The 12,194-nt window shown below is 69.0% G+C and carries 14 protein-coding genes and 4 tRNA genes; 12 read left to right on the plus strand and 6 right to left on the minus strand.

Translation table 11 applies throughout. The features are described from left to right. Nucleotides 1-35 precede the first annotated feature (35 nt). The 3 genes from AC4BGC_RS07435 to AC4BGC_RS07445 form a co-directional block, all read right to left on the minus strand. Nucleotides 36-110: transfer RNA gene (locus AC4BGC_RS07435), tRNA-Val, on the minus strand. A gap of 24 nt (nucleotides 111-134) precedes the next feature. Further along, nucleotides 135-205: transfer RNA gene (locus AC4BGC_RS07440), tRNA-Cys, on the minus strand. Nucleotides 206-228: 23 nt separating this feature from the next. Continuing rightward, nucleotides 229-301 (minus strand) — tRNA-Gly (locus AC4BGC_RS07445). A 125-nt stretch (nucleotides 302-426) separates the two neighbouring features. Between AC4BGC_RS07445 and AC4BGC_RS07450 the strand changes: the two genes are divergently transcribed. Further along, nucleotides 427-1,248, plus strand: a complete 822-nt coding sequence (locus AC4BGC_RS07450) for an aminotransferase class IV (RefSeq protein ID WP_490555005.1) — start codon at nucleotides 427-429, stop codon at nucleotides 1,246-1,248. Nucleotides 1,249-1,278: 30 nt separating this feature from the next. Here the strand turns inward: AC4BGC_RS07450 and AC4BGC_RS07455 are convergent, their stop codons facing one another. Then, nucleotides 1,279-1,704 carry an SsgA family sporulation/cell division regulator gene (locus AC4BGC_RS07455; protein ID WP_490544531.1) on the minus strand — a complete coding sequence of 142 codons (426 nt, stop codon included), beginning with the start codon at nucleotides 1,702-1,704 and terminating at the stop codon, nucleotides 1,279-1,281. 356 nt (nucleotides 1,705-2,060) lie between these two features. On the opposite strand from AC4BGC_RS07455, the gene AC4BGC_RS07460 reads away from it, so the two are divergent. From AC4BGC_RS07460 to AC4BGC_RS07470, 3 genes are all read left to right on the plus strand, one after another. After that, nucleotides 2,061-2,135 (plus strand) — tRNA-Val (locus AC4BGC_RS07460). Nucleotides 2,136-2,367: 232 nt separating this feature from the next. Continuing rightward, complete coding sequence (gene thrS, locus AC4BGC_RS07465; RefSeq protein WP_490555730.1) at nucleotides 2,368-4,299, plus strand: threonine--tRNA ligase; 1,932 nt, start codon at nucleotides 2,368-2,370, stop codon at nucleotides 4,297-4,299. Next, the gene (locus AC4BGC_RS07470) at nucleotides 4,296-4,856 is read left to right on the plus strand and encodes an HIT family protein (RefSeq protein ID WP_490544527.1); all 561 of its coding nucleotides are present in this window, start codon (nucleotides 4,296-4,298) and stop codon (nucleotides 4,854-4,856) included. Before thrS ends, AC4BGC_RS07470 begins: the two co-directional genes overlap by 4 nt. Here AC4BGC_RS07470 and AC4BGC_RS07475 read toward each other — a convergent pair. Next, nucleotides 4,849-5,997, minus strand: a complete 1,149-nt coding sequence (locus AC4BGC_RS07475; protein ID WP_490555006.1) for a N(5)-(carboxyethyl)ornithine synthase — start codon at nucleotides 5,995-5,997, stop codon at nucleotides 4,849-4,851. The genes AC4BGC_RS07470 and AC4BGC_RS07475 overlap by 8 nt on opposite strands. Then, entirely contained in the window at nucleotides 5,994-6,128 is a 135-nt protein-coding gene (locus AC4BGC_RS07480; protein ID WP_490555007.1) for a hypothetical protein, read from the minus strand. Before AC4BGC_RS07480 ends, AC4BGC_RS07475 begins: the two co-directional genes overlap by 4 nt. 95 nt (nucleotides 6,129-6,223) lie before the next feature. Between AC4BGC_RS07480 and pgsA the strand changes: the two genes are divergently transcribed. The 8 genes from pgsA (at nucleotide 6,224) to yajC (ending at nucleotide 12,194) form a co-directional block, all read left to right on the plus strand. After that, complete coding sequence (gene pgsA, locus AC4BGC_RS07485; protein WP_490555008.1) at nucleotides 6,224-6,844, plus strand: phosphatidylinositol phosphate synthase; 621 nt, start codon at nucleotides 6,224-6,226, stop codon at nucleotides 6,842-6,844. 44 nt (nucleotides 6,845-6,888) lie between these two features. Beyond that, a complete protein-coding gene (gene pdxS, locus AC4BGC_RS07490; protein ID WP_490544521.1) occupies nucleotides 6,889-7,803 on the plus strand; it encodes a pyridoxal 5'-phosphate synthase lyase subunit PdxS in 915 nt (304 codons plus the stop codon). Between the two features lie 190 nt (nucleotides 7,804-7,993). Then, nucleotides 7,994-8,611, plus strand: coding sequence for a pyridoxal 5'-phosphate synthase glutaminase subunit PdxT (gene pdxT, locus AC4BGC_RS07495; RefSeq protein WP_490544520.1), 618 nt, complete (start codon nucleotides 7,994-7,996; stop codon nucleotides 8,609-8,611). Continuing rightward, on the plus strand, nucleotides 8,611-9,375 hold the full coding sequence (locus tag AC4BGC_RS07500) for a YebC/PmpR family DNA-binding transcriptional regulator (protein ID WP_490555009.1): 765 nt from the start codon (nucleotides 8,611-8,613) through the stop codon (nucleotides 9,373-9,375). The genes pdxT and AC4BGC_RS07500 overlap by 1 nt, the downstream gene beginning before the upstream one ends. A 97-nt stretch (nucleotides 9,376-9,472) precedes the next feature. After that, nucleotides 9,473-10,015, plus strand: a complete 543-nt coding sequence (ruvC, locus tag AC4BGC_RS07505; RefSeq protein ID WP_490544518.1) for a crossover junction endodeoxyribonuclease RuvC — start codon at nucleotides 9,473-9,475, stop codon at nucleotides 10,013-10,015. Then, entirely contained in the window at nucleotides 10,012-10,617 is a 606-nt protein-coding gene (gene ruvA / locus AC4BGC_RS07510) for a Holliday junction branch migration protein RuvA (RefSeq protein ID WP_490555010.1), read from the plus strand. The genes ruvC and ruvA overlap by 4 nt, the downstream gene beginning before the upstream one ends. A gap of 34 nt (nucleotides 10,618-10,651) precedes the next feature. Further along, complete coding sequence (gene ruvB, locus AC4BGC_RS07515; protein WP_490555731.1) at nucleotides 10,652-11,707, plus strand: Holliday junction branch migration DNA helicase RuvB; 1,056 nt, start codon at nucleotides 10,652-10,654, stop codon at nucleotides 11,705-11,707. Nucleotides 11,708-11,831: 124 nt separating this feature from the next. Further along, the gene (yajC, locus tag AC4BGC_RS07520) at nucleotides 11,832-12,194 is read left to right on the plus strand and encodes a preprotein translocase subunit YajC (protein ID WP_490555011.1); all 363 of its coding nucleotides are present in this window, start codon (nucleotides 11,832-11,834) and stop codon (nucleotides 12,192-12,194) included.

A 12,194-nucleotide genomic window follows, 5' to 3' on the forward strand; every position in this document is an offset into this window, starting at 1 on the left:
AGGCCCCCGAAAGGGCCTCTGACCTGCTGTTTCTCTGGTGGGCGATACTGGGTTTGAACCAGTGACCTCTTCCGTGTCAAGGAAGCGCGCTACCACTGCGCCAATCGCCCTGGATGTTGCACTCTAACGAATCGAGGTGGGTACGGGATTTGAACCCGTGTAGACGGATTTGCAGTCCGTTGCCTCGCCTCTCGGCCAACCCACCGTGGAGGCTTCGGCTTTACTCCGAGCGGACGACGAGACTCGAACTCGCGACCTCAACCTTGGCAAGGTTGCGCTCTACCAACTGAGCTACGTCCGCTTGCTTGCCGGCGAACCGGCGTTGCGTGGGAAACCATAGCCGATGTCTGAACGGCTACAAACTCGGGGCATCCTTCGCGCCTCGGACAGCCCTGTTTCCCCTGTGCCACGGGCTAATCTCGACCCATGCGCGCTTGGGTGAACGGCCGATTGCTCGAGGATCCGGACGAGCCTGTCATCGGCGTCACCGACCACGGATTCACCGTCGGGGACGGGGTCTTCGAGTCGATCAAGGTCGTCGACGGGGAGCCGTTCGCGTTGACCCGGCACCTGGAGCGGCTGGGCCGCTCCGCGGCGGCGCTGGGCCTGTCCGGTCCGGACCTGGGGGAGATCCGGTCCGGGGTCTCCGAGGTGCTCGCACGCGAACACCTCGAGCTGGGACGGCTCCGGGTCACCTACACCGCCGGTGCGGCTCCGCTGGGCTCCGGCAGGGGAGACGGGCCACCCACGGTGGTGGTGCTGGCTGCCCCGATGAGCGCGGCATCCCCCACAGCAGCCGTGGCGCGCGTGCAGTGGCCACGCAACGAGCGAGGGGCCCTGTCGGGGGTCAAGACCACGTCGTACGCCGAGAACGTGGTGGCGCTCGCGGAGGCGGCCCGGCGAGGGGCTGGCGAGGCGATCTTCGCGAACCTGGCCGGGAACCTGTGCGAGGGCACGGGCTCGAACATCGGTTACGTCGTCGGCGGTGAGGTTCGCACCCCGACGTTGGCCTCCGGATGCCTCGCCGGGGTCACCAGGGCCCTGCTGCTGGAGTGGTACGACGTCACTGAGGTCGACGAGCCGATCGAGGTGCTCGACACCGCAGACGAGATCTTTCTGCTGTCGACGACGCGCGACGTGCAGGGAGTCGAGCGCATCGACGACCGCGTGCTGGAAGCGCCCGGACCGGTCACTCGTGAGCTGATGGCCACCTGGTCGACCAGGCAGGCACAGCACCCCGACCCGTGAGGACGGGTCGCCGCGCTGTGGGCGGGTGCGTCAGATGCTGAGGATCGAGGCGAGCTCGTCGTCGAAGTCGACGAATGCGCTCTCCTGGCCGTCGGGGACCGAGGCGAGCATCGCGGTGACGAACCGGTCGACGCTGCGCGCCGCGGCCTGGACGAGCAGCTCGCCGTCGGGGGAGCACAGCTCGATGATCACCACGGCGCAGCCGTCGGAGCTCAGGCAGGGCCAGACGTGGACGTCGCCGTCGCCGGTGGGCTCGTAGCGCCCGTCGACGAGGAGCTCACGACCGAAGGTCCACAGGACCTCCTGCACGCCGGTCCGGAACACCATGGTCACGGCGTACGGGTCGGCCGGGTCGAAGACCAGGTCCGCCTCGATCGAGGTGGCTTCGCCCTGCGGGTCCACGAACTCCAGCTCGACGTTCTCGGTGACGACCTGAGCGGTCTTCGTCTGCTTCATCGAAACTCCCCTTGCTCTCATCGGGGTCTCCCTCCAGAAACCCCAACGCGCCCTCCACGCGATGAGTTGATTCTGGGGCGCGAATGGGAAGTCGCACAGGGCTTCTACCGATATGTCCGTTTTATCCCACGAGTGGTCTAACTTTCTCACGCTGCTGGTCTATTTTCGGTTGTCAGTGGTCTAGTCAGCAATAGCCCAAATGCGAGGTCTTTCCGGTCGAACGGCTATGGGACCTGGAGCGCCAACCGGGTGGCGTGACCCCGTGTCGAACCACGCCGGAACCTGCGCTAAGGTTCCTCCGGATCATCCCGTCGGCGATAACTCGCCCGACAGCAGGGATGCTCCGGGGTATCCCCGGGCGATTGGCGCAGTGGTAGCGCGCTTCGTTCACACCGAAGAGGTCACTGGTTCGAACCCAGTATCGCCCACCAGTTGCACCGAGCCCGGCCCCAGCGGCCGGGCTCTGTGCGTTGTGGCGGATCGCCGGCGGCAATCCCGGTACCGCGTCCGGGGCGCACGTCGATACGATCGCTCCAGGCTGCGCTGCCCCCGGCAGAAGCCTCCATCTCGCACCCCCCACCACGTCAGGGAGCCCGCCTCGTGTCCGACATCCTCGTCCATCTCGTCCCTGACGACGGGGCCGCCGCGTGCGAGGACCGGACGGTGACCGACGGGACCAAGGCCTGGGAGCTGTTCACCGAGACCCCCGACGTGATCGCCGTCCGGGTCGGCGACGCGCTGCGTGACCTCTCCCACGTGCTCGGCGACGGTGACGAGGTGCAGCCGGTGAGCATCGAGAGCCCCGACGGGCGCGACATCCTGCGTCACTCCACCGCCCACGTGCTGGCCCAGGCCGTGCAGGACCTGTTCCCCGACGCCAAGCTCGGCATCGGGCCGCCGATCGAGAACGGCTTCTACTACGACTTCGACGTCGAGACGCCGTTCGTGCCCGAGGACCTCGAGAAGATCGAGTCCCGGATGCGCAAGATCATCAAGGAGAACCAGCGGTTCGAACGCCGTGCGGTCTCCGACGACGACGCGAGGACCGAGCTCTCCGCGGAGCCCTACAAGCTCGAGCTGATCGGGCTGAAGGGGTCGGCGGGCGAGGCCGCGGAGGGAGCCAGCGCCGAGGTCGGCGCCGGTGAGCTGACGATCTACGACAACGTCAACCGCAAGGGCGAGGTGGCCTGGAAGGACCTCTGCCGCGGGCCCCACCTGCCCACCACGAAGCGGATCCCCGCGTTCAAGCTGATGCGGAGCGCGGCGGCGTACTGGCGCGGCAACGAGAAGAACAAGCAGCTGCAGCGCATCTACGGGACCGCCTGGGAGAGCAAGGAGGCCCTGGACGCGCACCTCCACCGGATCGAGGAGGCTGAGCGCCGCGACCACCGCAAGCTCGGGCGCGACCTCGACCTGTTCAGCTTCCCCGACGAGATCGGCTCGGGACTCCCGGTGTTCCACCCCAAGGGCGGGGTGATCAAGCGCGAGATGGAGGACTACGTCCGTCGCCGTCACATCGAGGAGGGCTTCGAGTACGTCGGTACGCCGCACATCGCCAAGGAGGGGCTCTTCCACACCTCCGGGCACCTGCCGTACTACGGCGAGGGGATGTTCCCGGCACTCGACGTCGACGGCCAGGACTACCGGCTCAAGGCGATGAACTGCCCGATGCACAACCTGATCTTCCGCTCGCGGCAGCGCTCCTACCGTGAGCTGCCCCTGCGCCTGTTCGAGTTCGGGCACGTTTACCGGCACGAGAAGTCCGGTGTGGTCCACGGGCTCACCCGGGTGCGCGGCTTCGCCCAGGACGACTCCCACTCCTACGTCACCGCCGAGCAGGCTCCCGACGAGATCAGGCACCTGCTCGGGTTCGTGCTCAGTCTGCTCCGCGACTTCGGGCTCGACGACTTCTACCTCGAGCTGTCCACGCGCGACGCGTCGAAGGACAAGTTCATCGGGTCCGACGAGGACTGGGCCGTGGCGACCAAGGTCCTCGAGGACGTGTGCACCGAGACCGGCCTCGAGCTCGTCCCGGACCCGGGCGGGGCGGCCTACTACGGGCCCAAGGTCTCCGTGCAGGCCCGCGACGCCATCGGCCGCACCTGGCAGATGTCCACCATCCAGTACGACTTCAACCAGCCCTCCGCCGAGCGGTTCAACCTCGAGTACGTCGCCGCCGACGGCACCCGGCAGCAGCCGGTGATGATCCACTCGGCCAAGTTCGGCTCGATCGAGCGGTTCATGGGGGTGCTCACCGAGCACTACGCCGGAGCGTTCCCTCCCTGGCTCGCGCCGGTGCAGGTGCAGGGGATCCCGATCGCCGAGCGGCACAACGACTACCTCGCCGGGATTGCCGCCCAGATGCGGTCGCAGGGGATCCGCGTGGAGGTCGACGACTCCGACGACCGGATGCAGAAGAAGATCCGCAACGCGCAGCTGCAGAAGGTCCCGTTCATGGTGATCGCGGGCGACAACGACGTCGAGGCGGGCGCCGTGAGCTTCCGCTACCGCGACGGGCGCCAGGACAACGGCGTCCCGATCGAGGAGGCCATCGCCCGCGTCGCGGAGGCGGTCGCGGCCAGGGTGCAGGTGTGAGCCAGGGCAGCGACCGGGTGATCCGCCAGGACGGCATCGGCGAGCCCGACGGGCTCGACCGGCTCTGGACACCCCACCGGATGGCCTACATCCGCGGGGAGAGCAAGCCGGCCGACGACACCGCGGGGGAGTGCCCGTTCTGCCGGATCCCCTCGCTCGGGGACGCCGAGGGCCTCGTCGTACACCGCGGTGAGCTGGCCTACGTCGTGCTCAACCTCTACCCCTACGCGCCCGGTCACCTGATGGTCTGCCCCTACCGGCACATCGCGCAGTACACCGAGACCACCGAGGCCGAGGTCGCCGAGATCGCCGGGCTGACCAAGAGCGCGATGACCACGCTGCGCAGCGTCTCGGGCGCCCAGGGCTTCAACGTGGGGATGAACCAGGGTGCCGTCGCAGGGGCCGGGATCGCCGCGCACCTGCACCAGCACGTGGTGCCGCGCTGGCTGGGCGACCAGAACTTCATGCCGATCATCGGCCAGACCAAGACCCTGCCCGAGCTGCTGCAGGACACGCGGGACCTGCTGGCCGGCGCCTGGGTGGATCCGGTCAGCTGACCTCGTGCGGGTGCTCGGCCCTGCGCCCCTGGAAGCTCAGGATCGCCGGGTTGACGACGTGGCCGTCCCGCACCTCGATCGCCCGACTGATCGTCTCGTTCGCGTCCCAGGCTGCGGGTCCGGCCAGCACGACCGGCAGGAAGGGCAGCAGCGCCTCGCTGTTCTCCCAGGTCGCCGAGTTCCACAGGTACGACGGGGAGTGGTCGACCGCGTAGTAGTCGATCTTGTCGGCCACCGTGAACATCGGGTCCTCGAACGAGGTGGGCCTGGCCCACTCGAACCCCATTCCCTCGTCGCACGAGACGTCGACGACCAGGCTGCCCTGGCGGAACCCGGCAAGGTCGTCGAGGGACAGGAACATGAGTGGTGCGGCGGTGTCCTGGAGCGTGCAGTTGACGACGATGTCGTTCTCGGCGAGGTAGTCCGCCAGCGGCGTCCGGCCACGCTCGGTGATCACGTGGCTCTTGTACGGCGGCTCAGGGTCGTGGTCGAACTGCCGGATCTGCACGGAATGGATCGGGGAGCCGACTGCGGCCACTCCTCGGTTGGTGAGCACGGCCACCTGGTGGATCCCGTGCGCGTTCAGGGCGGTGACCGCCCCTCGAGCAGTCGCGCCGAACCCGATCACCACCGCCTGCAGCCGACGACCGTAGTCTCCTGTCGAACCGGTCAGCTCCAGTGCCTGCAGCACCGAGCAGTAGCCGGCCAGCTCGTTGTTCTTGTGGAACACGTGCAGTCCGACGTTGCCATCGACAGTCCAGTGGTTCATCACCTCGAATGCGATCAGGGTGAGCTGCCGGTCGATCGCGATCTGGGTCACGACCGGGTCCTGGACGCAGTGCGGCCAACCCCACAACACGGACCCGGGGCGCATGGCCTCGACGTCCGAGGGCTGCGGCTTGGGCAGGAGCACGACGTCGGAGTCGGCGAGGATCTCCTCACGCGTCGCGAAACCCGCCACGAGCCCCGCGAGCTCGGCGTCGGTGCGTCGGAAGCGTGCGCCGAAGCCGTGCTCGAGGGTGATGAGTCGCCGGAGCTCGCTCGGGATCCGGTCGAGGTGGTCGGGGTGGAGCGGGAGCCGGTGCTCGTTCTCCTTCGACGACGAACCGATGACTCCCAGGCGTAGCGCCGCGGAACTCAACGCTTCTTGCCGACCTGGGGGGTCTTGGCGAGGGGGGTGTCCTGAGTGCCTTCCCGCTTGGCGGCCCGCTTCTCCTTGATGGACTTGCCGGTCTTCTTGGTCATGCTCTGGCGAGGCGACTTGTCGCTCATCGGGACCCTTTTCATGGGAAGCCTGAATGGCTCCGTGACCAGACCGTACGCCCTGCGCAAGCAGGCCGACTGCCGGACGGTAGCCTCATCGCGACATGTTGGACCGGTTCAAGCACTTCTGGCAGAGCGTCATGCTGGCGCCGATCGTGAACGCCTTCATCAGGCTGGGGATCAGTCCGGACGCGGTCACGCTCGTCGGCACCCTGGGTGTCAGCGCCGGCGCCCTGGTGTTCTTCCCCCAGGGCAAGCTGCTCACCGGCGTCCTGGTGATCACCGCCTTCGTGTTCAGCGACCTCGTCGACGGTGCGATGGCCCGCGCCACCGGCCGCACGTCCAAGTTCGGTGCCTTCTTCGACTCCACGCTCGACCGGATCGGTGACGCAGCCATCTTCGGTGGCCTGGTGCTCTACTTCGCCGGGCCGGGGGACAGCTACCTCTACCTGTGCCTCTCGCTCTACTGCCTGGTGATGGGCGCCGTGACCAGCTATGCGCGGGCCCGGGCGGAATCCCTGGGGATGCAGGCCAAGGGTGGGATCGCCGAGCGGGCGGACCGGCTCGTGGCCATCTTGGTGATGACCGGCCTCGGTGCGATCTTCGACCTGCCGATCCTGATGCTGGTCACCTTGTGGGCGCTGGCCCTGGCCAGCACCGAGACCGTCGCCCGCCGCATCCTGATGGTGCGCCAGCAGGCGTTGGCCGCGGAGCGCCAGGACTGACGACCGGCGGTGGTCGTGGTGTGACGCAGTCGTAGGCTTCGACTATGACCCAGGACCCCTCGATCACCCAGAGCTCTCCCGAGACAGGCACCTCGCGCGTCAAGCGCGGCATGGCCGAGATGCTCAAGGGCGGGGTGATCATGGACGTGGTCACCGCCGAGCAGGCGAAGATCGCCGAGGACGCGGGCGCCGTCGCCGTGATGGCGCTCGAGCGCGTCCCCGCCGACATCAGGGCCCAGGGCGGCGTCTCGCGGATGAGTGACCCGGACATGATCGACGGCATCATCGAAGCCGTCAGCATCCCGGTGATGGCCAAGGCCAGGATCGGGCACTTCGCCGAGGCGCAGGTGCTGCAGAGCCTGGGCGTGGACTACGTCGACGAGTCCGAGGTGCTCACCCCGGCCGACTACTCCAACCACATCGACAAGTGGGCCTTCACGGTTCCCTTCGTCTGCGGGGCCACCAACCTGGGGGAGGCGCTGCGCAGGATCACCGAGGGCGCGGCGATGATCCGCTCCAAGGGCGAGGCCGGCACCGGTGACGTCTCCAACGCCGTCACGCACATGCGCACCATTCGCCGCGAGATCCGCCGGCTGGGTTCCCTTGCCGAGGACGAGCTGTACGTCGCCGCCAAGGAGCTGCAGGCGCCCTACGACCTGGTTGCCGAGGTAGCGTCCAGCGGCAAGCTCCCGGTGGTGCTGTTCACCGCGGGAGGCATCGCGACACCGGCCGACGCAGCGCTGCTGATGCAGCTCGGGGCCGAAGGGGTCTTCGTGGGGTCGGGCATCTTCAAGTCCGGCAACCCGGCCGAGCGTGCCGAGGCGATCGTCAAGGCGACCACCTTCCACGACGACCCCGATGTGGTGGCCAAGGTCTCCCGCGGGCTCGGTGAGGCCATGGTCGGCATCAACGTCGAGGAGATCCCGCAGCCGCACCGGCTGGCCGAACGCGGCTGGTGACGAATCCCGTCCGCTATGCGCGGTTTGTGACTTTTGCCGAAAACGATGGCATCTGCCCGTTTTTTAGGCCACCATTGGCGGTGCATCGCCTAGCGCGATCAACCCACCAGTCCCGGTGGGGTGCCGCCGCGGGGGAGGCACCCCATCGGGACCTCGGTGGCCGCCTCGCCCGACCGGTTCCGGTGATCCGGTGACGGGGCCCCGTGTCGGCGTACTCGCCCTCCAGGGCGACGTCCGCGAGCACCTGCGGGTGCTGACCGAGCTCGAGGTCGCGGCGTTCGCCGTACGCCGCCCGGAGGAGCTGGCGAGCTGTGACGGCCTGGTGATCCCGGGCGGGGAGTCGACCACGATCGCGAAGCTGGCGCGGATCTTCGACCTGCTCGAGCCGCTGCGCGACCGGGTCCGGGGCGGGATGCCGGCCTTCGGCACCTGTGCGGGGATGATCCTGCTGGCCGACCGGGTCGTGGACGGCACTCACGACCAGGAGGGCATCGGGGGACTCGATGTCACCGTCCGTCGCAACGCCTTCGGCCGCCAGGTCGACTCCTTCGAGGAGCCGCTCGACTTCGCCGGTCTCGAGGACCCCGTGCACGCCGTCTTCATCCGCGCTCCCTGGGTGGAGTCGGCCGGACCTGGTGTCGAGGTGCTTGCCCGGGCCGCCACCGGCGCTGCCGCGGGTAGGATCGTCGCCGTCCGGCAGGGATCGCTGATGGCGACGTCGTTCCACCCCGAGGTGGGATCCGACGTACGCATCCACCGTCTCTTCTGTGACCTCGTAGTCGCACGTGCAACGGAAGGGAACCGCTGATGTCAGGTCACTCCAAGTGGGCGACGACGAAGCACAAGAAGGCCGTCATCGACTCCCGGCGCGGCAAGATGTTCGCCAAGCTCGTCAAGAACATCGAGGTCGCCGCCCGGATGGGCGGAGGGGACATCTCCGGGAACCCCACGCTCTACGACGCCATCCAGAAGGCCAAGAAGTCCTCGGTCCCCAACGACAACATCGACCGCGCGGTCAAGCGCGGCTCGGGCGCCGAGGCGGGTGGGGCCGACTACAGCACGATCATGTACGAGGGCTACGGCCCCAACGGTGTGGCGTTCCTGATCGAGTGCCTCACCGACAACAAGAACCGTGCCGCGATGGAGGTCCGGACGGCGATGAACCGCAACGGCGGCTCGCTGGCCGACCCGGGCTCGGTCTCCTACCTGTTCCACCGCAAGGGCGTCGTCGTGGTGCCCGCGGAGCAGGAGGGCAAGCGCGTCGACGAGGACGACGTCCTCGAGGCCACGCTGGAGGCCGGTGCCGAGGACGTCAACGACCACGGGGAGGCCTTCGAGGTGGTCAGCGAGCCGACCGACCTGGTCGCCGTACGCACCGCGCTGCAGGCCGCGGGCGTGGACTACGACTCCGCCGAGGCCTCGTTCGTGCCGAGCATGCAGGTCGAGCTGGACGCCGACGGGGCCGGCAAGGTCTTCCGGCTGGTCGAGGCGCTCGAGGACCTCGACGACGTCCAGAACGTCTACGCCAACTTCGACGTCCCCGACGACGTGCTGGCGGCCCTCGACGCGTGAGGGGCTCCGGGCCCGCTCCCGGCGAGTCGGGCCGCCCCGGGCGGGGTCGCCCGGTTAGCGTGGTGCGAACAGGTGTTCGGACGAGCGAGGAGTCTTCATGCGTGTGCTCGGGATCGACCCCGGCCTCACCCGGTGCGGTGTGGGTGCAGTCGAGGGCTCGGTCGGCCGGCCACTCTCGCTGGTCGACGTCGGTGTGGTCCGCACCTCGGCGCAGATGCCGCTCGCGCAGCGGCTGTGCCTGATCGAGTCCGGCCTCGAGGAGTGGCTCGACGCGACCCGGCCCGACGCTGTGGCGGTCGAGCGGGTCTTCAGCCAGCACAACGTCAAGACGGTGATGGGCACCGCCCAGGCCAGCGGCATCGCCCTGCTGGTGGCGGCACGGCGCGGCATCCCGGTGGCACTGCACACCCCCAGCGAGGTGAAGGCGTCGGTGACCGGGAGTGGCCGCGCCGACAAGGCCCAGGTCGGAGCCATGGTGACCCGGCTGCTGCGGCTCACCGAGGTGCCGAAACCGGCTGACGCGGCCGACTCCCTGGCTCTGGCCATCTGCCACATCTGGCGTGGGGGCGCGACCAACCGCCTCGAGGCGGCCGTGGCTGCCCACACAGCCGTGCACGCGACCTCGGGACGCGCACGATGATCGCGTTCGTGCGGGGCAGGGTCGCTGCCGTGGGCCTGACCTCCGCCGTCCTCGAGGTGGGCGGCGTGGGACTGGAGCTGCAGTGCACCCCGGACACGATCGCCGGCCTGCGCATCGGCGCCGAGGCCACCCTGCCCACCAGCATGGTCGTGCGTGAGGACTCCCTGACCCTGTTCGGGTTCGCCGACGACGACGAGAAGCAGATGTTCGAGCTCGTCCAGACCGCCAGTGGGGTCGGACCCAAGCTGGCGCAGGCGATGCTGGCGGTGCACCGCCCCGAGACGCTGCGCCGAGCCGTGGCCGGTGACGACGTCAAGACCCTGACCGCCGTCCCGGGCATCGGTCAGAAGGGTGCGCAGCGCATCATCCTCGAGCTGCGCGACCGGATCGGTCCACCCACCTCCGCAGCCGCGACCCGGCCCGCGGCCCCCGCTCGCGACGGTTGGAAGGTGCAGGTCCAGGTCGCGCTCGTGGGTCTCGGCTGGTCTGCCAAGGAAGCCGACCAGGCTGTGACCGCAGTCCTCCCGCAGGCCGAGGCGATGCCCGTTCCAGAGGTCGCGCCCCTGCTGCGTGCTGCGCTGCAGACGATGAGCAAGGCCTGACCCGGTGGACGAGACCGAGCTCGACGCGGCAGAGATCGCCTACCTGACCTCCCGACCCCTCACCGCGGCCGACGCGGACGGGGACGAGCGAGTGGTGGAGGCGGCACTGCGCCCGCGCACCCTCGACGAGGTGGTCGGCCAGGAACGCGTCCGCGAGCAGCTGTCCCTGCTGCTGCAGGCAGCCAGGAATCGCAATCGGGTGGCCGACCACGTCTTGATGAGTGGTCCCCCCGGCCTCGGCAAGACGACCCTGGCGATGATCATCGCCGCGGAGATGAGCGCACCGCTCCGGCTGACCAGCGGTCCCGCCATCACCCACGCGGGCGACCTCGCAGCGATCCTCTCCGGTCTCAACGAGGGCGACGTGCTCTTCGTCGACGAGATCCACCGGATGTCCCGGCCGGCGGAGGAGATGCTCTACATGGCCATGGAGGACTTCCGGGTCGACGTGGTCATCGGCAAGGGACCCGGCGCGACCGCGATCCCCCTGGAGATCCCGCCGTTCACCCTGGTCGGGGCCACGACCCGTGCGGGACTGCTGCCCAGCCCGCTGCGGGACCGGTTCGGGTTCACGGCCCGCCTCGAGTTCTACGAGCCGGCCGACCTCGAGCGGATCGTGCGTCGCTCAGCCGGCCTCCTCGACGTCGAGCTGCAGCGCGATGGCGCCCACGAGATCTCGCTGCGTTCCCGCGGCACCCCCCGGATCGCCAACCGGCTCCTGCGCCGGGTGCGCGACTACGCGCAGGTCCGTGCCGACGGCGTGGTGACCCGCGAGCTGGCCCGCGCGGCCCTCGAGCTGTTCGAGGTCGACGAGTCCGGCCTCGACAGCCTGGACCGCGCCGTGCTCGACGTCCTGTGCCGCCGCTTCGGTGGCGGGCCGGTCGGGGTCAGCACGCTCGCGGTCGGCGTGGGTGAGGAGCGCGAGACCGTGGAGGAGGTCGCGGAGCCGTTCCTGGTGCGCCAGGGCCTGTTGGCCCGCACCGCCCGCGGCAGGATCGCCACCCCCGCGGCCTGGGTGCACCTGGGGCTCAAGCCCCCGCCCGGAGTCGCAGGAGAAGACCCCGTTCTGTTCGGGTCGCAGTCGGACTGAGCGCCCCTCGGCCGTTAGACTTCACGGTCGGTGACCTTGAGTGGACCGGACGGAGCCACCTGGCTTTGCGGCGGTCCTGAGGTGGCGCCCTTCACCTGTTGTCTTCCCCTGGGAGTTGTTTCTCGTGTCTGCCGCTGCGCAGCTGCTTGTGATCGTCGTCGCCATGCTGGCCTTCTGGGCCATCGTCATGCGACCTGCCCGCAACCAGCAACGACGGGTCCAGGACCTGCAGAACTCACTCGAGGTGGGCCAGGAGGTCGTGCTGTCCTCGGGGATCTTCGGAACCATCCGCGCGTTGTCCGAGGGGAAGGTCGAGCTCGAGGTGGCGCCCGGCGTGGTCGTCACGGTGGCCCGCCAGGTCGTCGTACGCCGTGTGGACGAGCTCGAGGGTGCCGGGGACCAGCCCCGGACCGAGGCTGCACCTGACGCCGGCGAGGTTCCGGGGGAGCGTTCCGCCGGGTCCGACCCGACCAAGACCGAGGACTGA

This window comes from Nocardioides sp. Z38_18, assembly GCF_058215695.1.